The following is an 18,295-nucleotide window of genomic DNA, read 5'->3' on the forward strand; positions in this document are numbered from 1 at the left end:
GCGGGGCGACGACCCCGAACCGGAGCGGTCTCGTCATGTCGGGACTCCTCGTCGTGGGCGCCGCCCGTGCCGCGGCATCATCCCTGCAACGAGTCCGCTTCTCCGACCCGGATCCGGACGTCCTGCGCCGAGATCTCGCCAACCCGGCGGTGCAACCCGGTGACTACCCGCCCGCGGTCCGGAACCGGGCCCGGTGGTCCGACGGTGCGACGCCCACGATCCGGTGGAACGTGCGCCGCAATGTCTCGGCGGATGCCGAACCCGCACCGGCGCGCGATGCTGTCCACCGGATCGTCCCGTTCGGCGAGCGCGCGTTGGGCCACCTCGACCCGGACCCGTTCGACGTAGGCGGAGGGCGGTATCCCGATCTCGCGGGTGAACTTCCGCTGGGAGTGGCGCGGGCTCAGCTTCGCCGGCGCGGCGAGGGCCGCGATGTCGTGCCGGCCGCCCGGGTCGGTGTCGATGGCATCGACGACCACCCGCAGCGCGTCGGTGGCCGCCGGCCTCGACCACAACGGGGTGCTGAACTGCGACTGGTTGCCCGGCCTGCGCAGGAACAGCACCAGCTCCCGGGCGACCTCGAGCGCGGCCTGCGCCCCGACGTCGTCCTCGACGAGTGCCAGCGCCAGGTCCATGCCGGCGGTCACACCGGCCGAGGTCCAGATCCGGCCGTCGCGGATGAAGATCGGTTCACGGTCGACGATCACCGCGGGGTGCTGGCGGGCCAGCTGCTCGGCTTGGAGCCAGTGCGTCGTCACCCGGCGCCCGTCCAGCAGCCCCGCCGCCGCGAGCAGGAACGTGCCGTTGCACACGGAGGCGACGCGACGGGCCGAAGCGCCGGCTGCGGCGAGCCAATCCATGAGCGTCGGGTCGGAGACCGCGGTGTGCACCCCCGCCCGCGACGATCACCGCGTCGGCGCCGCGCGGGTCCACGGCGGACACCGGGGCATCCGCGTTGATCGACAGTCCCATGGATGAGCGCACGAGGCCGGCTCCCCCCGCAGCGACGGTGCACGCGTAGCCGGCATCGCGCAACACCTCGAACGGGCCCACCAGGTCCAGCGACTGGTGGCCGTCGAAGATCAGGAAGGTGACCGCGGCGGCCTCATGCCCGAAGCGTGCCGCCCGGCCGCGCCGCCGTCCACCGCCCACACCCGCGGTGACGCGCCGTCGGACCTGCGTGGCGCGATCGGGGGGCTGCTGGTCGACGACGCCCTCCCGGCCGGCGACGAGCCTGGAGCCATGGCTGTCGGAGGCCCGCTGCTCATGGTCGGAAGCGCCGGTGCGTGGGCGGCCGGGTTGATCCTCACCAAGGTCGCGCTGGACGAGACCGGCGCGGCGCCGAACCTCGTGCTGGTCGTGCAGCTGAGCGCGTCGGTCGGGGTGCTGGGGGTGATCGGGCTCGTGGCCGGGGCACCGACCGGCGGCGCGTGGCGCCGCGGGTGGGTCGGCCTGCTCGAGCCCGGGGTCGCGTACCAGCTGGCGCTCGCAGGGCTCGCAGCGACCAGCGCGGCCAACGCGAGCGTGCTCGGCAGCATCGAACCGGCCGTGGTGCCGCTCATCGCGTGGGTGCTGCTCCGCGAGCGTCCGCACCGCCGGACGGTCGTCGTCGCGGCAGCGACGGCCGGAGCGGTCCTCGTCTCGTTCGCGGGCGACGGGGGAGGCGGGTCACCGATCGGCGACGGGCTCGTCGTCGCGAGCGTGGTCGTCGCGGCGCTCTACGTGGTGGTCGCCTCGCGGTACGTGGCGTCGGTGCCGCCGCTCCCCGCCGCGTTCACCCAGCAGGCCTGGGCGCTGGGCTTCGTGGTCGCAGGCGGCGTCGCCGTCTCCGGCAGCGCGCTCTGGCCGGACCTGACGACGCGCGGGCTGGTGCTCGTCGCGCTCTCCGGTGTCGTGGGCTACGCGCTGCCGTTCTGGCCCTACCTCGCGGCCCTCAGGCGCCTGCCGGTCGCCCGGGCGGCCGCCTACCTGACCCTGATCCCCGTCTGCGGGCTGGCGGGTTCGGTCGGGTTCCTCCGCGACCAGATCACCTGGCTCGACCTGGTCGGGGCCGGGTTGGTGGTCGGTCCGCTCCTGTCCGACGCCGTCGTCGGCCGGGCCGCGCGCATCGCGGTTCCACGACCATCGGGTGGCACCGCGGCGGGGCCCCGCGGTGCTCCTGAGAGCGCGCCACCACCGCGCGCAGGAACCGGCGCGCCGGCGGGCGCCCGCGGCGTTCGGCTCTCGCCGACCGGGTCGTCCGGCTGGACAACGGCCGCGGCGAGCCGCTCCGCGCGGGCGGATCACCCGTTGAGATCGGCGGGGTCCACGCCCTCGATGACGATCTCGACCCGGCGGTTGCGGGCCCTCGCCGCCGGGTCGTCGGAGCCATCCGGGCGGACCTCGGCCGCCACGGGCTGTGTCTCGCCGACGCCGCGGGCGGTGATGCGGTCGCGCTCGACGCCCCCGGCCACGAGGTGGTCGACGACCGCGTCCGCCCGCCGCTGGGAGAGGTTCAGGTTGTACCCGGCGGTGCCCTTGCCGTCGGTGTGCCCGGTGACCCGCACGGGCGCGTCGGCGAAGTAGGTGATCGCCTCGGTGAGGTCGTCGAGCACCCGGGTGGCGTCGGGGCGCAGGTCGTGCCGGTCGAACTCGAACAGCACGGTGTCGGGGAGGGTGATCACGGTGTCGCCACCGCGCGACGTGGCCCCGAGCTCGGAGAATGTGTCGGCGATCCGGCGCTCGATGTCGGAGGAGGCGTCGCTGCGGCTGCGCTCCAGCTGGGTGCCGCCCCGGCGCTCGGCGGTGCTGCTCGGTGCCGCGTCGGCGGTCGGGGGCGAGGCCGTGTCGGCCGGGGCCGCCTGCGGCGGGCCGGCCGGGGCGCACGCCGCGGCCGCGACGAGCGCGACGCCGACGATCCACCGGCCGCGGTTCACGTCCGGACCAGGTCGATCGGCACGACGAACTTGGGGAACACCGAGGTGTCGCTCTCCGACTCGAGGTCGAAATCGTCGATCTCCCTCGGGTAGACGTTGGTGACCAGCATCAGCCGCGCCGGGCTGCCGCGCAGCGGCCCGCGGAACGCCAGCGTGCCCTCGAGCGTCTCGCCCGGCACGAGGGAGATCACCGGCCTGTCCTCGTCCGGCTCGACGAGGTTGTACTCCTGGCCCGCGTCGTCGACCAGGCGCAACCGCTCGCCGGTCACGTTGCCCATGTGGATCGTGCACTCGGCGCGCGAGGCGTTGTTGATCTCGACATCGAGGTAGATGTCGTTGCCCTCGAACGCGAGCTCGTGCAGTGCCAACGTCATCCCGTTGGGGTGGACGACCTCGATGTCGAGGTCCTGCGACCGCGGTCCCGGTTCCTTCGTCGCGGACGCGTCGTAGGGTTCGGATTGCGGCTGCGCCTGGGGCGCGGGGGCCTGGCTCTGGGTTGTTGTGGGTCGCTCGGTGTCGCCGGGAAGCGCGGGGAACGCGCATCCCGCGGCCGTCAGGACGGCGAGGGCGAGCACCGAGCCGGCGCGTCGCGTCGACACGTGTCTCCTGCTCCTCGGGTGGGCGGGGTGCCGATGCTCTCCCGCCCACCCGGGGGACGCATTGCCGTTGCGCGCACGTTCGTTGGGAACCGGTGCACGGGTGATCGGGTCCTGCGATGGCGAACCACCCGATCGGGAACCAACGGGATGCCGCCGAACCACGTCCTACCGGTGAGGACCGACCGACGAGGTCCGCTCCGGGCGGGCCGGGGGGAGGGATCGACGTGGTCACGAAGGCGACCCGCGCACTCGCGGCGGCCGGCGCCGCGGTGCTGGTCGGCGGCTGCGGGGGCAGCGCGCCGGACGCCACCGCGGCGCTGGAGGTGGCGTCGACCGCGTCGACCGCCGTGCCCCCGGGCGAGGCACCGGCGGACCCGGCCCCGGTGGACGTCACGTGGGCCGACCTGGACGACGACGGGGCGAACGACCGGATCACCGTGCAGGCCGACCCGGGCGGCGGCTGGCAGCTGCGCGCCGACCTCGCCAGCGGGACCGTGACGGCGAAGCTCCCGAGCGACCAGCCCGAGGTGCTGGAGGCCGACCGGCGGGTCAGCGACGTCGACGGGAACCGCGTCGCCGAGGTGGTCGTGCCGGTGTCGATCGGGGCCAACGCGGTCGCGTCGGCGATCTACCTCTACGACGGGGAGGTCGGGCTGGTGCCGGTCAGCGGCCCCGACGGCCACCCCTTCTTCGTCTACGAGGGCGGTGGGGCCACCGCGGTGAACGGCTACGAGTGCGCCGACGACCACGACGGCCGTTCCCTCGGGCTGCTGGGCGTGACGTTGCGCGAGGACCTGCCGCCCGGCGCGCCGCCGCGGTACTCGGGTACCTACGTGGCCCACGCGGTGGTGGACGGCGTCGTGACCCCGCTCGAGTCCACCGCGATCGACGACGTCGCCGCCGACGACCCGCTGCTGCAGACCGATCCCGCGAGCTGCGCCCTGGCGGGCTGAGGCGTCACTCGACGTCGCCGCTGCGCTGCTCGGTGGGTGCGACCCAGACGGTCTTTGCGTTCACGAACGTCCGTGGCCCGAACGCGGCCAGCTCCCGCCCGTAGCCGGAGTTCTTCACCCCGCCGAAGGGGACCTCGGGCGTCGACTCGGTGAACTTGTTGATGTAGATCATCCCGGTCTCGACCTCGTCGACGAATCGCCGCTGCTCGGACTCGTCGCGGGTCCAGGCGCTGCCGCCGAGCCCGAACGTCGAGTCGTTCGCGATGCGGATGGCGTCGTCGACGTCGCGGGCGCGCCACACGCTCGCGACCGGCCCGAACAGCTCCTCGCGGTGCGCGGGCGAGCCGTCGGGGATGTCGGTGAGCACGGTCGGGGGGTAGAAGTTGCCGGGGCCGGGTAGCGGCTCCCCGCCGGTGAGCAGGCGGGCGCCCGCGGCCACGGTGTCGCGCACCTGCTGGTGCAGCGTCTGCACCGCGTCCGGCGAGGCGAGCGGACCGCAGTCGGTGTCGTCGGCCATCGGGTCGCCGATCCTCAGCGCCTCCATGCCCGCCACCAGCCGCCGCTCGAACTCGTCGGCGATGTCGGCGTGCACGATGAGGCGCTTGGCGTTGATGCACGACTGGCCGTTGTTCAGCATGCGCGAGGCGATCGCGTTCGAGACGGCGTCGTCGAGGTCGGCCGAGGGCATGACGATGAACGGGTCGCTGCCGCCCAGCTCCAGCACGCTGGTCTTCACCGCCTTCCCCGCGGCCGCGGCCACCTGGCGACCCGCGGGCTCGCTCCCGGTGAGGGTCACGGCGCGGACGCGGTCGTCGGCGATGATCCCCTCGATCGCACCCGAGCCGACGAGCAGCGTCTGGAACGTGCCGTCGGGGAAGCCGGCGCGGCGCAGCACGTCCTCGATGGCGAGCGCGCACTGCGGCACGTTCGACGCGTGCTTGAGCAGCCCGACGTCGCCCGCCATCAGCGCGGGCGCGGCGAACCGGAACACCTGCCAGTACGGGAAGTTCCACGGCATGATCGCCAGCACCGGGCCGAGCGGCTGGTAGCGGGTGAAGACCTCGCCGCCGGGCACCTCGTGCGGCACGTCGGCGAGGATCTCCTCGGTGTGCTCGGCGAACCAGCGGCAGCCCTTCGCGCACTTGCCGACCTCGGCGACCGACGACGCCAGCGTCTTGCCGACCTCGAGCGTCGCGATCCGGGCGAGGGCATCGGCCTCGTCGTCGAGGATGTCGGCGGCGCGGCGCAGCAGGTCGGCGCGCTCGGCGTAGCTCGTCGCGCGCCAGCCGCGGAACGCCTCGGCCGCCAGGGCGAGCTTCTTGTCCAGCGCCCCGTCGTCGAGCGGGGCGAACTCCCGCACGGTCTCGCCGGTCGCCGGGTTGATCGTCGCGATGGCCATGTCCGGGGGCTACCCGGGGTGGGCGGGCTCACGCCCGGTGGAGCGAGCCGGCCGCGATGTCGGATCCACCCGAGACGCTGGTGCCGTGTACCAGCACCTGGATCCCGGTCCGATCCCGCCGGCGTCGTCCCCGGCTACGGCGCGGGTGATGCGGCGGACCCGGAGGGCCGGCACGCGGCCGGAGTTGGCCCTGCGCAGCGCCTTGCACCGGCGCGGGCTGAGGTTCGTCGTCGACCGGCCCGTGCCGGGCGGGGACCGCCGCCGGCGCGTCGACATCCTCCTGCGCGGCGCGCGGGTCGCCGTGTTCGTCGACGGGTGCTTCTGGCACTCCTGCCCCGAACACAGCCACCTGCCGAGGACGAACACGAGCTGGTGGCGCCGGAAGTTCCGCGGCATCGCGCGCCGCGATCGCGACACCGACGCGAGGCTCGCCGCCGCGGGCTGGCTCGTCGTCAGGGTCTGGGAGCACGAAGACCCGGACGACGCGGCCGAGTCGATCGACCGGATCGTGCGCCATCGTGCCGGTGCGCACGGGCCGCGGCGTCCACACCCGGACAGACGGGTGCGTTCGGGCGACGGGGGCGGCCGAGGGGCGGCCGCCGGCGACGGTCGGGTCGGCGCCGGCGAGCGCGGTCGGCGCCACTTCCCCACCGGTCGCCGTCGACCTCCGCCGCCGCCCGTGCGACGGCGGCGGAGGGACTCCTGATCAGACGTACTGCGCGGCGTGGCGGGCGGCGTCGCGGTCGACCGGCCGCCGGATCGCCCCCTCGTCGTCGAGCCGGTCGATCTCCGCGGCCCCGAGACCGAGCTCGCGGAGCACCTCGACCGTGTCCTGCCCGAGGCGGGGCACCGGCCGCCGCACCGTGCCCGGGCTGCGCGAGAGCCGGACCGGGTATCCGATGAGCTGCGCCCGGAACTGGTCGGCGACGTCGACCTCGACCAGCAGGCCGTTGTGGCGCACCTGCGGGTGCCGGAGCGCCTCCTGGATCGTCAGCTGCGGGGCGCAGAGGACGTCGACGGAGCCGAGCCGTTCGAGGGCCTCCTCCGTGCTGAGCCGGGCGACGACCGGCGCGATGATCTCGTTGGCGATGTCGCGGTTGCGCGCCTGCAGCTCGGGGGTCGCGAGCTCAGGTCGCAGGCTGAGGTCCTCGATCCCCAGCGCCGTGCAGATGCGCTGCAGCGCGTTCGGCCGGAAGAGGCCGAGCACCGTGATCACGCCGTCGGTGGTGTCGAACGTCCCGCCGTACCACTGGGTGACCCAGTTCAGCTCCTCCCCGTACATGGTGTGCGCAGCGACCTCCATCATCTGCATCGACACCGCCGTGTCGAGCAGGTTGACGGTGACCTCCTGGCCGTGCCCGGACCGCTCCCGCTCGTACAGGGCGGCGAGGACGCCCTGGACCAGCAACATGCCGGACGCGAAGTCGACCTGGGCGGTCGGGTTCAGCTCGGACCGGCGGCCGGGGGCGGCGAAGGCGCGGGCGAGCCCGCTGACCGACTGCGCCAGCATGTCCTGCCCGGGGCGGTGGGCCATCGGGCCGTCGGGCCCGTAGCCGGAGGCGCTCGCGTAGATCAGGCGCGGGTAGCGCTGCACGAGGTCGGCGTAGGAGAGCCCGAGCCTGCGGACGGCGTCGGGCCGGTAGTTGTGGATCAGGACGTCGGTCCGCTCCAGCAGCCGGTGCAGGACCCGCATCCCGCCCGGCGTCTTGAGGTCGAGGCTGATGCTGCGCTTGTTGCGGTTCAGCGAGGCGAAGTAGGACGAGACCCAACCGTTCTCGACGGCGGCCCGGTCGAGCAGGCGCATGGCGTCCCCGTTCGGCCCGCGTTCGACCTTGATCACGTCGGCCCCGAGGTCGCCGAGCGTCTGCCCGGCGAGCGGTCCCTGCATGATCTCGCACAGCTCGAGGACCCGGATGCCCTCCAACGCCCGGCTCACGCGCCCACCCCCGCGTAGACCGCCTTCGCGATGAGCAGGCGCTGGATCTGGTTGGTCCCCTCGTAGATCTGGGTGATCTTCGCGTCGCGCATCATCCGCTCCACCGGGTAGTCGCGGATGTAGCCGTAGCCCCCGAAGAGCTGCACGGCGTCGGTGGTCACCGACATCGCGTTGTCGCTGCACAGCAGCTTGGCCATGGACGCCTTCGCGCGGGCGTCCGGGTGCCCGGACTCGATGAGGCCGACGGCTTCGTAGAGCAGGGCCCGCGCCGACGCGACCCGGACGGCCATGTCCGCGACCATCCCGCGCACCATCTGGAAGCGGGAGATCGGCTGCCCGAACTGCGTGCGTTCCGTCGTGTAGGCGACCGCGGCGTCGAGCGCGCCCTGCGCCACCCCGAGGGCCTGCGCCGCGATCAGCGCCCGGCTGCCGTTCAGCTCGGACATGATGTAGCGGTAGCCCTGGGTGGGGTCGCCGACCACGCGGACGTCCGGCACGACGCAGCCGTCGAGGACGATGTCGGCGGTGGGGCTGCCGCGCAGACCCATCTTGCGTTCTTTCGGGCCGAAGGACAGGCCCGGGTCGTCGCGGTGGACGACGAACACGCCGTAGCTCGACTCGCCGGTGCGGGCGAGGACCGCGTACCAGTCACCCCACGGCGCGTTGCTGATGAAGCGCTTCTGGCCGGTGAGGCTCCACCCGCCGTCGACCTTCGTCGCGGTGGTCGAGAGCCCGGCGACGTCGGAGCCCGCGGTCGGCTCGGTGAGGCACCACCCCGCGCCGGCCCGCCCGGACGCGACCTGCGGCACGACGAGCTCCTGCAGCTCGGCCGACCCCTCGGAGAGGATCGTGCAGGTCCCGGCCCAGTTCACCAGCAGCACGTGCGAGGTCGTCATGCAGGCGCGGGCGATCTCCTCGACGGCGATGACCTGGGTGAGCAGGTCGGCGCCGGAACCGCCGAGGTGCTCGGGGTGGGCGAGGCCGGCGAGGTCGGCCTCGACGATCGCCTCCCACGCCTCGGTGGGGAAGCGTTCCTCCTCGTCGACGGCGGCGGCGTACGGCGCGATCCGCTCGGTGGCGACCTGCCGGACGACCTTGCGGAACTCCGTGTGGATGTCCTGGGGGGTGCCGGTCATGACGGGACGTCTCCCTCCGCTGGGGTGGTGGTCGTCTGTTCGGTGATCGGGGGCCAGGAGAGGTCCCCGCCCGCACCGGGACGTGCGGTGATCCGCGCGCACTCGTCCGGGGTGAGCCCGAACCCGCGCAGCACCTCGGCGGTCTCACCCGCCGTCGGGGTCGGCCCCGGCTCCGGCGCCGTGCGGGACAGCCGGGGCACGGCGGGAACGCGGGTCAGGTCGAAGCCCGGATGCCGGGATGCGATGTGCGGGTGCGCGGCGAGCTCGTGCGGTTCGAGGACGGGGGTGACGCAGGCGTCGCTGTCTGCGAAGTGGGCGGCCCAGGTGTCCCGGTCCTTCGTGCGGAAGGCGGCTTCGAGCGTCCGGGCGAGCGAATCCCACCGCTCCGGCGCCAGGTGGTCGGGCACCCCGTTCTCGTCGTCGAGCCCGAGCCCTCGCCAGAGCGCGGCGAAGAACTGCGGTTCGAGTGCCCCGACCGCGACATACCTGCCGTCGGCGCACTCGTAGGTGCGGTAGGCGGGCATCGTGCCGGTGAGCACCCCGGTGCCCCGCTCGGGCAGCGTCGGCGTGCCCCAGTCCGCGAAGGGCATCGCCATCATCGACAGCACGCCGTCGACCATCGCCGCGTCCACGTGCTGGCCGACGCCGGAGCGCTCCCGCTCGTGCAGGGCGGCCAGGATCCCGAACGCGGCGAGCAGCCCGCCGCCGCCGAAGTCGGCGAGCAGGTTGAGCGGCGGCGTCGGGGGCTCGCCCGCGCGACCGAAGGTCCCCAGCGCGCCGGCGACGGCGAGGTAGTTGATGTCGTGCCCGGCGCGCTGGGCCAGCGCGCCGTCCTGCCCGTAGCCGGTGAGGCTGCACGAGACGATCCGCGGGTTGATCCGGCTCAGCCGCTCGTGGTCGGCCCCGAGCCGGGCGGCCACGCCGGGCCGGAAGCTCTCGATCAGGACGTCGGTGCGGGCGACCATCCGGTCGAACAGGGCCCGGTCGTCGGCCGACTTGAGGTCCAGCTCGACGGCGTGCTTGCCGCGGCGCAGCACCGGGATCGGGGCGCCGGTGCGGCCGCCTCCCACCATCACCACGTCCGCGCCGAGGTCGGCGAGCAGCATGCTGCAGTAGGGGCCGGGGGCCAGCCTGCTGAGGTCGAGGACCCGCAGCCCGCTCAGCGCACCTCGCGTCACAGGGTCGCCTCCTGGATGCGCGCCGTGGCGGGGCGGAGCGCCGCGGTGCTCAGCAGGCTGAGCAGGGCCAGGCCGGCGAGCAGGACGCCGACCGCCATCGGTCCGTGCACCGCGGCGATCGCCGCGGCCACCATCGGCGCGATCGCTCCGCCGAGGATGCCGCCGAGGTTGTAGGCGACCCCGGCCCCGGTGTAGCGGTACTCGGTGGCGAACAGCTCCGGGAGGTAGGCGCCGACCGGGCCGTACGCGATCCCGTAGACGCCGAGCATGCCGGCCAGCGCGACGCCGAACGCGATCCCCGAGAGCCCGGTCACCCAGGTGAACAGCAGCAGCACCACCGGGACGGTGAGGGCGTAGGCGACGAGGATCGTGCGTCGCCTGCCGTACCGGTCGGACAGGATCCCCGCCGCAACGGTGGTGAGCGCCAGCGCGGCGCTCGCGACGATGCCCAGCGCGAGCACCGCCGCCCTGCTGAGGGCCGGTCCGTCGGCCGAGGTCCCGTACGCGGTCATGTAGGCGGTGGCGACGTAGAACAGGGCGAACAGGACGGTCATCACGCCCCCGCCGAGCAGCACCTCGCGCCACTGCGCCCGCAGCACGGCGCGCAGCGGGACGACGGCCGGGCCGGTGTCGCCGCGTGCGGCGCGATCGGCCACGTGCCTGCGGAACGCCGGGGTCTCGGCCACCGACAGGCGGACGTACAGGCCCACGAGCACGAGCACGGCGCTGCAGAGGAACGGGATCCGCCAGCCGTAGCTCAGGAAGGCCGGGCTCGACGGCCCCACCACCACGTCGACGGCGAGGAACGTCGCGCTGGACAGGGCGAACCCCAGGGCCGGACCGAGCTGGGGGAAGACCGCGTAGAGGCCCCGCTTCGCGGGCGGGGCGTACTCGGCGGCCAGCAACGTCGCCCCGGCCCACTCCCCGCCCACGGCCACGCCCTGCGCGAAGCGGAGCACGGTCAGGGCGATCGGTGCCGCGACCCCGATCGTCGCCGCGCTCGGCAGCAGACCGATCAGAACGGTCGCCACCCCCATCAGCAGCAGGGTGGCGACGAGCGTGTTCTTCCGGCCGAAACGGTCACCGAAGTGGCCGCACACAACGGCCCCGACTGGTCGCGCGACGAATGCGACGCCGAGCGTGGCCAGCGAGGCGACCACGGCCGCGGAGTCGCCCAGCGCGGGGAAGAACACCGTGGGGAACACCAAGGCCGCCGCGGTTCCGTAGATGAAGAAGTCGTAGAACTCGATGGTGGTTCCCGCGCAGCTCGCGAGGGCGACCCGGCGCAGCTGACCTGCGTTGACGTCCAGGTCGGAGCGCTCGGTCCGGCGGGGTGTTCCGCGTGGGTGGGGCGGGGCGATCGATCGTTCGGGCATGACTCATCTCCCTTGACGAGATCACGGGGGAATGCGGGCGAAAACACGGAAAGTGAGACGCCTGGCGATCGCGGCGTGCGATTGTCGCGGTGGCAGAAACGGTAAGCGGCCCGATGGCGCCGGTCCATGTCCCCGCAGATGAGCGGCCGCTGCTCCCGTTGTGCGGCGGCACAACAGCATCGATCATCGGCGGACGGCGCGGACCGAGGGAGCAGCGATGCAGGACCGGGGTGGATGGACGCCGGGCGCCTTCGACGGGGTCGCGGTGCGGCTGCGGGAGCGCGCGGACGGGCTCGCCGAGGAGATCATCGAGGAGATCCGGGCCCACGTGCCCAGCTACGAGTCGGTGCCCCGGGCGTCGCTGCGCCACTCCCTGCTGCAGCACGTCGAGACCGCGGCCACCGCCCTGGCCGCCGGTCGGGTCCCGGAGCGGATCCGCGACGTGAGCGTGGCCGCGGAACGCGCGCGGGCCGGCATCCGGATCGAGCACGTGCTCCTCGCGATCCGCGTGTCGTTCCAGTGCCTGCGCGAGTTCGCGATCGAGACGGCCACCCGGCTGGGGATCCCGACCGCGATCCAGCTCGAGGGGATCCGGGTCCTCTGGGAGGTCAACGACCTGGTCAGCCGGGAGTACGCGGTCGCCCACCGCGAGGCGGACCTCGAGATGGCGAGGACGGCCGAGTCCCGTCGGGTGGAGATCCTGCGCCGCCTGCTCACCCAGGAGGCGCTCTCACCCGAGACCGCGGTGCTCGCCGGGTCGCTGGGCCTCGTCGCCGGGGCGCGCTACCGGGCGTTCCGGGCCCGCCCGGAGGAGGACGGGTCGGCCTCCTCCCTCCTGCAGGAGATCGTGCGGTGGGCGGCGACCCACCGCCTGGACGCGGTCGGCGCCGTCGTCGAGGGCGACGCGGCGGGCGTGCTGGCCGCCACCGAGGCGATCCCGGCAACGGGCCCCACCGTCGCCGTCGGGCCCGTGGTGGAGCTTCGCCACCTGCACGAGTCCTACCGGGTCGCCAGCCGGGTCATGGAGGTCGCCTCGCAGTTCGGCCGCCACGGGCCGCAGACGCTGCAGCAGATCTCGCTGCGCGTCGCGGTGGCGGCCGAGCACGACATCGGCGACGTCCTGGTCGAACGCTTCCTCGGCCCGCTCCTGGACCAGGGGGAGTTCGGCGTCGAGCTCGTCGCGACCCTGGACGCCTTCCTCGCCGCCGGGATGAACACGGCGGTCGCGGCCCGCGCGCTCGTCGTGCACCCGAACACGCTGCGCTACCGGATCAACCAGGTGAAGCGGCTGAGCGGGATCACCCTGCGGTCGGCGCAGGAGACGAGCGAGGTGTGGTGGGCGCTGCGCCGCTACGAATGGGCGCGCCGCACCGGGCACCTGCCGTGAGCCGGCCCGCTCAGCGGCCGGCGAGCGCGGTCGGCACCACCACCTCGCCCGTCGCCCGCCCGCGCTCGTCCAGCATCCAGCCCATCCGCTTCGGGGTGCGCAGGTTGACGGCGTTGTCGCGCAGCCGCATCCACGGCAGCCGCTCGCCGAACAGGCGCTCGATCCGCAGCATGTCGTGCACGGAGCGGGTCCACACCGTCATCGCGATGTTCGCGTCGCCGGTCATGGACATGCACATGCGCAGCTCGGGGAGGGTCGCCAAGGCCGCGATCGTGCGTTCCTGATCGGCCGGCTCGACGTGGGCGGTCCAGGTGCTGCTCACCGACCAGCCGGAGACCTCGGCGGCGAGCTCGCAGCGGAACGACAGCAGGTCGGAGCCGATGAGCCGGGCGAGCTGTCGGCGCACGGTCGCGGTGTTGCGCCCGGTCGCCCTGGCGAGCTCGGCCGCGGTGCGGCGGCCGTCCACGGCCAGCCCCTCGATGAGCGGCCACGCGTGCGCGGGCGGCGTCGTCCGGACGGCCGGCGTCGAGCGGGCCTGCTCCGCCTCCAGCGCCACCACCTGCGCCGGGTCGAGCGCGTCGAGGCGCCAGTGGGTGCCGTGCCGGTGGATCGCGGTGGCCACGTACGTCCGTTGGCGCTCGACGCCCGGCAGGGCCTCGAGGTCGTCGAGCACGAACGCCGTCAACGAGGCCAGGTCCGGGGTGATGACGGTGAGCAGCAGGTCGCGGCCGCGGGTGGACTCCTCGACCGTGACGGCCCGCGGGTCCCGGCACACCGCCTCGACGACGGACCGCCGGGCGCCGGGCAGGCAGTCGACCTCGACCAGCGCGAGCGTGACGTGCCGGTAGCTGCCGCCCGGGTGCGCGGTGACCCAGGCCAGCCCGCGCTCGCGCAGCCGGCTCCAGCGGGCGGCGAGCGTGGCGGGGTTCGAGCCGAGGACGCGCGCCGCCGCGGCCCACGAGACCCGCGGCGCGATCTGGAGCGCGTGCAGCAGCGCGAGGTCGTGCTCGTCGATCTCGTCCGGGCCGGCGTCGTGCACGGATCTGCTCACCAGGCACATCTTGCTGCACGAATCGATGGATTCTTCTCCGAGTGACGAAACCGGTGCGCACACTGCGCCGGACGTCGAGAACGGAGGTGGACGTGTCGGTCCTCGAACAGGCCCGCGAGATGGCGGGGGAGCTCACGCGGTGGCGCCGCGACCTGCACGCCCACCCCGAGGTGGGCCTGCAACTGCCGCGGACGCAGGAGGCGGTGCTCGCCGCGCTCGACGGCCTCCCGGTCGAGATCAGCACGGGCACGGCGGCCACCTCGGTCACCGCCGTGCTGCGCGGGGGCGGGGACGGCCCGCCCGTGTTGCTGCGGGCCGACATGGACGCGATCCCGGCGCAGGAGCTGACCGGGCTGCCGTACGCGTCCACGGTGCCCGGGGTGATGCACGCCTGCGGCCACGACCTGCACACCGCGATGCTCCTGGGCGCCGCCCACCTGCTCGCCGCGCGGCGCGACCGGCTGCCCGGCGACGTCGTGCTGATGTTCCAGCCGGGCGAGGAGGGCTGGGAGGGTGCCCGCGCGATGATCGAGGAGGGTGTGCTGGACGCCGCGGGCCCGCGGGTCGCCGCCGCGTACGGCATGCACGTGTTCTCCACCCTCCCGCAGCGGTTCCACACCCGCCGCGGCGCGATGCTCGCCTCCTCCTCCGCGCTGGAGGTGACCGTGCACGGGGAGGGCGGCCACGCCTCCACCCCGCACCTGGCCCGCAACCCGGTCGTGGCCGCGGCCGAGATGGTGCTGGCGCTGCACACGCTGCGCACCGACGTGTTCGACCCGGTCGTGCTGACGACGGCCGTGCTGCACGGCGGGACGCGGCGCAACACCATCCCGGCGTCGGCGAGCTTCGAGGCCACGGTGCGGACCTTCTCCGAGGCGGCCGCGGTCCGGGTCGGCGACGAGGCGCGCCGGCTGCTCGACGGCATCGCGGCCGCCCACGGCGTCGAGGTCGACGCGCGGTTCGTCCGGGAACGCCCCGCCACCGTGAACGACGCGGACGAGGTCGCGTTCGTCGACGAGACCGTGCGCGAGGCGCTGGGCGAGGAGTGGCTGCGGCCGCTCGAGAACCCGTTCACCGGCGCCGAGGACTTCTCGCGGGTGCTCGCCGAGGTGCCCGGCGCGTTCGTCGCGCTCGGCGCCCTCCCGGACGGGGCGGACCCCGCCGAAGCGCACTTCAACCACAGCGGCCACGCCGTGTTCGACGAGGCCGTGCTCCCGCTCGGGGCCGCCCTGCACGCCGAGCTCGCCCTGCGCCGGGCCGGTCGGCCCGGCCCCGCCCGGAACCCGGAGGACCAGCGATGACGGCAGTTCCCGACAACCGCAGGCGCGCCCGCCGGGCGCTGCTCGCCATCGGCTTCGGCCACGCCCTCGAGTGGTACGACTGGGGCATCTACGCGATCTTCGTGCCGTTCTTCGCGGCGCAGTTCTTCGACCCCGCCGATCAGGTGTCGGCCGTGCTGTCCAGCCTCGCCGTGTTCGCCGTGGGGTTCGTGGCCCGCCCGGTCGGCGGCATGGTGGTCGGGCGGCTCGCCGACCGGGTCGGCCGCCGCCCGATGATGGCGCTCACCGTCGGCGGCATGGCGGTGGCGAGCCTGGTCATCGGCATCTCGCCGACCTACGCGACGATCGGGGTCGGGGCGTCCGTCGTGCTCGTGCTGGCCCGGATCGTGCAGGGGCTGGCCACCGGCGGCGAGCTGCCCTCGGCGCAGACGTACCTGGCCGAGGCCGCGCCCCCGCAGCGGCGGGGCCTCTGGTCGAGCGTCATCTACATCGCGAGCGTCGGCGGGAACACGATCGGCGTGCTGCTCGGCCTCGTCCTCTCGCTCACCCTGACGCAGGCGCAGATGAGCGAGTTCGGGTGGCGGATCCCGTTCATCGTCGGCGGGGTGCTCGGCGTGGTCGCGCTGTGGATCCGCCGCTCGCTGGAGGAGACCGAGGCGTTCCGGCGCGAGGCAGCGGCCGATCCCGCCACGCGCCCGCGGATCTGGCCGGAGATCGTGCGCCACCGCCGGGAGGCCGCGCAGGTCGTCGGGCTGTCGGTCGGGTTCACGGTCGTCTACTACTCGTGGGTGATCGCCGCCCCCGCCTACGCGATCAGCGAGCTGGGGATCGACTCCAGCGCCGCGCTGCTGGCCGGGGTGCTGGCGAGCCTGGTCCTCATCGCCGTCCAGCCCGCGTGGGGCGCGCTGTCGGACCGGATCGGACGCCGTCCGGTCCTGCTGATCAGCTCGCTGGGCACCGCGGCGCTGCTGTTCCCGCTGCAGGCGATGGTGCGCGACGCGGTGCAGCTCGGGATCGCGATGTCGATCGCGATGGTGTTCATCGGCGCCGGGATCGCGATCCTGCCCGCGGCCTACGCCGAGATGTTCCCGACCCGGATCCGCGCGGTCGGCCTCGCCGTGCCGTACTCGATCGCCGTCGCCGCGTTCGGCGGCACCGCCCCCTACCTGCAGACCTGGGTCGGTTCCACGCTGGGCCGCCCGGCGTTCACCGCGTACGTGGTGGCGCTGCTGGTGGTCACCGCCGCCACCGTGCTGACGCTGCGCGAGGGGCGCGGCCGCGACCTGGCGACCGGCGAGCTCCACCTCGGACGGGAGAGTGAGCAGCGTGAACCCGCTCGACCTGCTGCGTGACGACCTCGAGGTCGTCGACCTCGCCCAGCCCCTGCAGGTGGGCATGCCCACCTCGCCCACCCACCCGGCCTTCGACTTCGCGCTCCGGCAGCGCCACGGCGACGTCGCGCGCGCCGACGGCATGACCGGCTCGCACGAGGTGATGGTCCTCGGCGGCCACGTCGGCACGCACGTGGACGCGCTCAGCCACGTCGCGGTCGACGGGCTGCTGCACGGCGGCGTGCCGGTCGCCGACGCCGTCGAAGCGGGCCGCTACCGCACGCACGGCATCGACCAGGTGCCGCCGCTGCTGCGGCGCGGCGTGCTGGTGGACGTCCCGCGGGCCCGCGGCGTGACCCGGCTCGCCCCGGGCGAGCCGGTGGGCGTCGCGGACCTGCAGGCGGCCCCCGAGCCGCGACCCGGCGACGTGGTGCTGGTCCGCACCGGGTGGGCGCAGCTGTGGCCCGACCCGCCCGCGTACGTCGGCGGGCCCGACGGCGTCCCCGGCGTGGACGCGGAGGCGGCCCGCTGGCTCGCCGAGCGGGGGGTCGCGGCCGTCGGGGCCGACACGATCGCGCTGGAACACATCCCCGCCGGGGGCGGGCTGTCCGCGCTGCCGGTGCACCGCATCCTGCTCCACGAGGCGGGCATCAACCTGATCGAGGTGATGGCGCTGGAGATGCTGTCCGAGAGCCTGGCCGCGCACGGCACGGGCGAGTTCCTGTTCGTCGGCGCACCGTTGAACGTGCGCGGCGCCACGGGTGCGCCGATCCGACCGCTGGCGGTGATCGGGTCGTGAGCACCTCGGACCCGATCGTGCTCGGGGACGTGTCGGTGACCCGGGTGATCGAGTGGACCGGCAAGGTCCGGACCGTCGCCGACATCGTGCCCGACAGCACGCCCGCGGGCCGCGCCGCGCTGGAGCCCGTGTTCCGCGACCCCGCCGACGACGGCTACCGGTGCGCGATCCAGACCTGGGTGCTGCGCAGCGAGGGGCGCACCATCCTCGTCGACACCGGGGCGGGCAACGACCGCGACCGCCCCCAGATCCCGACGTTCGACCACCTGAGCACGCCGTTCCTGGACAACCTCGCCCGGGCGGGGGTGCGTCCCGAGGACGTCGACGTCGTGGTCAACACGCACGTGCACTACGACCACGTCGGCTGGAACACCCGGCTGCAGGACGGGGAGTGGGTGCCGACCTTCCCCAACGCCACCTACCTCGTGCCGCGGATCGACCACGACTACTTCGACCCGGTCAACGAGCACCGCAGGCCCGCGCCGGTCACCGACGCCGATCGGCTGCGCCGCCGGGGGAGCCACCTGGTGTTCGGCGACAGCGTGCGACCGGTCGTGCAGGCGGGGCTGGTGACGCTGTGGGAGGGCCGGTACGAGATCGACCGCAACCTGACGCTCGAGCCCGCGCCCGGGCACACGCCCGGCTCGTCGGTGCTGCGGCTGCGGTCGGGGAGCGATCGCGCGGTGTTCGTCGGCGACATCCTGCACAGCCCCGTGCAGCTCGCCGAGCCCGACGCCAACAGCTGCTTCTGCGAGGACGCCGCCGGCGCTCGCGCCACCCGGCGCCGGATCCTCGCCGAGGCGGCCGACGAGCGGATCCTGGTCGTGCCCGCGCACCTGCCGGGCCACGGGGCCGCCGAGGTGCGGGCGCGGGGTGGCGGGTTCGAGGTCACGCGCTGGGCCGGGTTCCGGCCGGTCGGGGACGGCGTGCCCGCCTCAGCCGGCTGAGCCGCCCA

The 18,295-nt window shown here is 74.2% G+C and carries 16 protein-coding genes and 2 pseudogenes; 8 read left to right on the top strand and 10 right to left on the bottom strand.

What is annotated here, in order from left to right:
* Nucleotides 1-77: 77 nt before the first annotated feature.
* Both VKZ81_RS27500 and VKZ81_RS35240 read right to left on the bottom strand, forming a co-directional pair.
* Nucleotides 78-635, bottom strand: coding sequence for a helix-turn-helix domain-containing protein (locus VKZ81_RS27500; RefSeq protein ID WP_324244645.1), 558 nt, complete (start codon nucleotides 633-635; stop codon nucleotides 78-80).
* 33 nt (nucleotides 636-668) lie between these two features.
* Nucleotides 669-1,152 (bottom strand): annotated as a pseudogene (locus VKZ81_RS35240) (DJ-1/PfpI family protein); the annotation flags it as partial.
* 114 nt (nucleotides 1,153-1,266) lie between these two features.
* Here VKZ81_RS35240 and VKZ81_RS35245 point away from each other — a divergent pair.
* Nucleotides 1,267-2,052: pseudogene (locus VKZ81_RS35245) on the top strand (EamA family transporter); the annotation flags it as partial.
* 230 nt (nucleotides 2,053-2,282) lie between these two features.
* Here VKZ81_RS35245 and VKZ81_RS35250 read toward each other — a convergent pair.
* A complete protein-coding gene (locus VKZ81_RS35250; protein WP_414709487.1) occupies nucleotides 2,283-2,915 on the bottom strand; it encodes an OmpA family protein in 633 nt (210 codons plus the stop codon).
* Entirely contained in the window at nucleotides 2,912-3,514 is a 603-nt protein-coding gene (locus VKZ81_RS27515; protein ID WP_324244612.1) for a hypothetical protein, read from the bottom strand. The genes VKZ81_RS35250 and VKZ81_RS27515 overlap by 4 nt, the downstream gene beginning before the upstream one ends.
* Nucleotides 3,515-3,738: 224 nt before the next feature.
* On the opposite strand from VKZ81_RS27515, the gene VKZ81_RS27520 reads away from it, so the two are divergent.
* Nucleotides 3,739-4,467 carry a hypothetical protein gene (locus tag VKZ81_RS27520; protein ID WP_324244613.1) on the top strand — a complete coding sequence of 243 codons (729 nt, stop codon included), beginning with the start codon at nucleotides 3,739-3,741 and terminating at the stop codon, nucleotides 4,465-4,467.
* A gap of 4 nt (nucleotides 4,468-4,471) precedes the next feature.
* Here the strand turns inward: VKZ81_RS27520 and VKZ81_RS27525 are convergent, their stop codons facing one another.
* Nucleotides 4,472-5,866 (bottom strand): NAD-dependent succinate-semialdehyde dehydrogenase, encoded by a 1,395-nt coding sequence (locus VKZ81_RS27525; protein ID WP_324244614.1) that lies wholly within the window; start codon nucleotides 5,864-5,866, stop codon nucleotides 4,472-4,474.
* Between the two features lie 148 nt (nucleotides 5,867-6,014).
* Here VKZ81_RS27525 and VKZ81_RS27530 point away from each other — a divergent pair, with 148 nt between their 5' ends.
* On the top strand, nucleotides 6,015-6,572 hold the full coding sequence (locus VKZ81_RS27530) for a very short patch repair endonuclease (RefSeq protein ID WP_324244615.1): 558 nt from the start codon (nucleotides 6,015-6,017) through the stop codon (nucleotides 6,570-6,572).
* Here VKZ81_RS27530 and VKZ81_RS27535 read toward each other — a convergent pair whose 3' ends face one another.
* The 4 genes from VKZ81_RS27535 to VKZ81_RS27550 are packed head-to-tail and all read right to left on the bottom strand — an operon-like array spanning nucleotide 6,573 to nucleotide 11,492.
* Nucleotides 6,573-7,802, bottom strand: a complete 1,230-nt coding sequence (locus VKZ81_RS27535) for a CaiB/BaiF CoA transferase family protein (RefSeq protein WP_324244616.1) — start codon at nucleotides 7,800-7,802, stop codon at nucleotides 6,573-6,575. It lies immediately after the preceding gene.
* A complete protein-coding gene (locus VKZ81_RS27540; RefSeq protein WP_324244617.1) occupies nucleotides 7,799-8,938 on the bottom strand; it encodes an acyl-CoA dehydrogenase family protein in 1,140 nt (379 codons plus the stop codon). The genes VKZ81_RS27535 and VKZ81_RS27540 overlap by 4 nt, the downstream gene beginning before the upstream one ends.
* Nucleotides 8,935-10,116: a CaiB/BaiF CoA transferase family protein gene (locus VKZ81_RS27545; protein WP_324244618.1), complete on the bottom strand. Its 1,182-nt coding sequence runs from the start codon at nucleotides 10,114-10,116 to the stop codon at nucleotides 8,935-8,937. Before VKZ81_RS27545 ends, VKZ81_RS27540 begins: the two co-directional genes overlap by 4 nt.
* Nucleotides 10,113-11,492, bottom strand: a complete 1,380-nt coding sequence (locus tag VKZ81_RS27550) for an MFS transporter (protein ID WP_324244619.1) — start codon at nucleotides 11,490-11,492, stop codon at nucleotides 10,113-10,115. The genes VKZ81_RS27545 and VKZ81_RS27550 overlap by 4 nt, the downstream gene beginning before the upstream one ends.
* Nucleotides 11,493-11,709: 217 nt before the next feature.
* Between VKZ81_RS27550 and VKZ81_RS27555 the strand changes: the two genes are divergently transcribed.
* Nucleotides 11,710-12,879: a PucR family transcriptional regulator gene (locus tag VKZ81_RS27555; protein ID WP_324244620.1), complete on the top strand. Its 1,170-nt coding sequence runs from the start codon at nucleotides 11,710-11,712 to the stop codon at nucleotides 12,877-12,879.
* Nucleotides 12,880-12,889: 10 nt separating this feature from the next.
* On the opposite strand, the gene VKZ81_RS27560 is transcribed toward VKZ81_RS27555, so the two are convergent.
* Nucleotides 12,890-13,930: an Lrp/AsnC family transcriptional regulator gene (locus tag VKZ81_RS27560; protein WP_324244621.1), complete on the bottom strand. Its 1,041-nt coding sequence runs from the start codon at nucleotides 13,928-13,930 to the stop codon at nucleotides 12,890-12,892.
* A 92-nt stretch (nucleotides 13,931-14,022) separates the two neighbouring features.
* On the opposite strand from VKZ81_RS27560, the gene VKZ81_RS27565 reads away from it, so the two are divergent.
* The 4 genes from VKZ81_RS27565 to VKZ81_RS27580 are packed head-to-tail and all read left to right on the top strand — an operon-like array spanning nucleotide 14,023 to nucleotide 18,287.
* Complete coding sequence (locus VKZ81_RS27565) at nucleotides 14,023-15,231, top strand: M20 metallopeptidase family protein (RefSeq protein WP_324244622.1); 1,209 nt, start codon at nucleotides 14,023-14,025, stop codon at nucleotides 15,229-15,231.
* Nucleotides 15,228-16,562, top strand: a complete 1,335-nt coding sequence (locus VKZ81_RS27570; protein ID WP_324244623.1) for an MFS transporter — start codon at nucleotides 15,228-15,230, stop codon at nucleotides 16,560-16,562. The genes VKZ81_RS27565 and VKZ81_RS27570 overlap by 4 nt, the downstream gene beginning before the upstream one ends.
* Nucleotides 16,537-17,340, top strand: coding sequence for a cyclase family protein (locus VKZ81_RS27575; RefSeq protein ID WP_324244624.1), 804 nt, complete (start codon nucleotides 16,537-16,539; stop codon nucleotides 17,338-17,340). Before VKZ81_RS27570 ends, VKZ81_RS27575 begins: the two co-directional genes overlap by 26 nt.
* Nucleotides 17,337-18,287: an MBL fold metallo-hydrolase gene (locus VKZ81_RS27580; RefSeq protein WP_324244625.1), complete on the top strand. Its 951-nt coding sequence runs from the start codon at nucleotides 17,337-17,339 to the stop codon at nucleotides 18,285-18,287. The genes VKZ81_RS27575 and VKZ81_RS27580 overlap by 4 nt, the downstream gene beginning before the upstream one ends.
* Nucleotides 18,288-18,295: the final 8 nt, after the last annotated feature.

The sequence above is a fragment of the Pseudonocardia sp. genome (genome assembly GCF_035305885.1).
Taxonomy (GTDB): Bacteria; Actinomycetota; Actinomycetes; order Mycobacteriales; family Pseudonocardiaceae; genus Pseudonocardia.

Bases quoted from the DNA above. Each gene is read 5' to 3' on its own strand.
- VKZ81_RS27500 (WP_324244645.1), bottom strand. From the start codon at position 635: ATGGACCTGGCGCTGGCACTCGTCGAGGACGACGTCGGGGCGCAGGCC.
- VKZ81_RS27525 (WP_324244614.1), bottom strand. From the start codon at position 5,866: ATGGCCATCGCGACGATCAACCCGGCGACCGGCGAGACCGTGCGGGAG.
- VKZ81_RS27530 (WP_324244615.1), top strand. From the start codon at position 6,015: ATGCGGCGGACCCGGAGGGCCGGCACGCGGCCGGAGTTGGCCCTGCGC.
- VKZ81_RS27540 (WP_324244617.1), bottom strand. From the start codon at position 8,938: ATGACCGGCACCCCCCAGGACATCCACACGGAGTTCCGCAAGGTCGTC.
- VKZ81_RS27550 (WP_324244619.1), bottom strand. From the start codon at position 11,492: ATGCCCGAACGATCGATCGCCCCGCCCCACCCACGCGGAACACCCCGC.
- VKZ81_RS27555 (WP_324244620.1), top strand. From the start codon at position 11,710: ATGCAGGACCGGGGTGGATGGACGCCGGGCGCCTTCGACGGGGTCGCG.
- VKZ81_RS27570 (WP_324244623.1), top strand. From the start codon at position 15,228: ATGACGGCAGTTCCCGACAACCGCAGGCGCGCCCGCCGGGCGCTGCTC.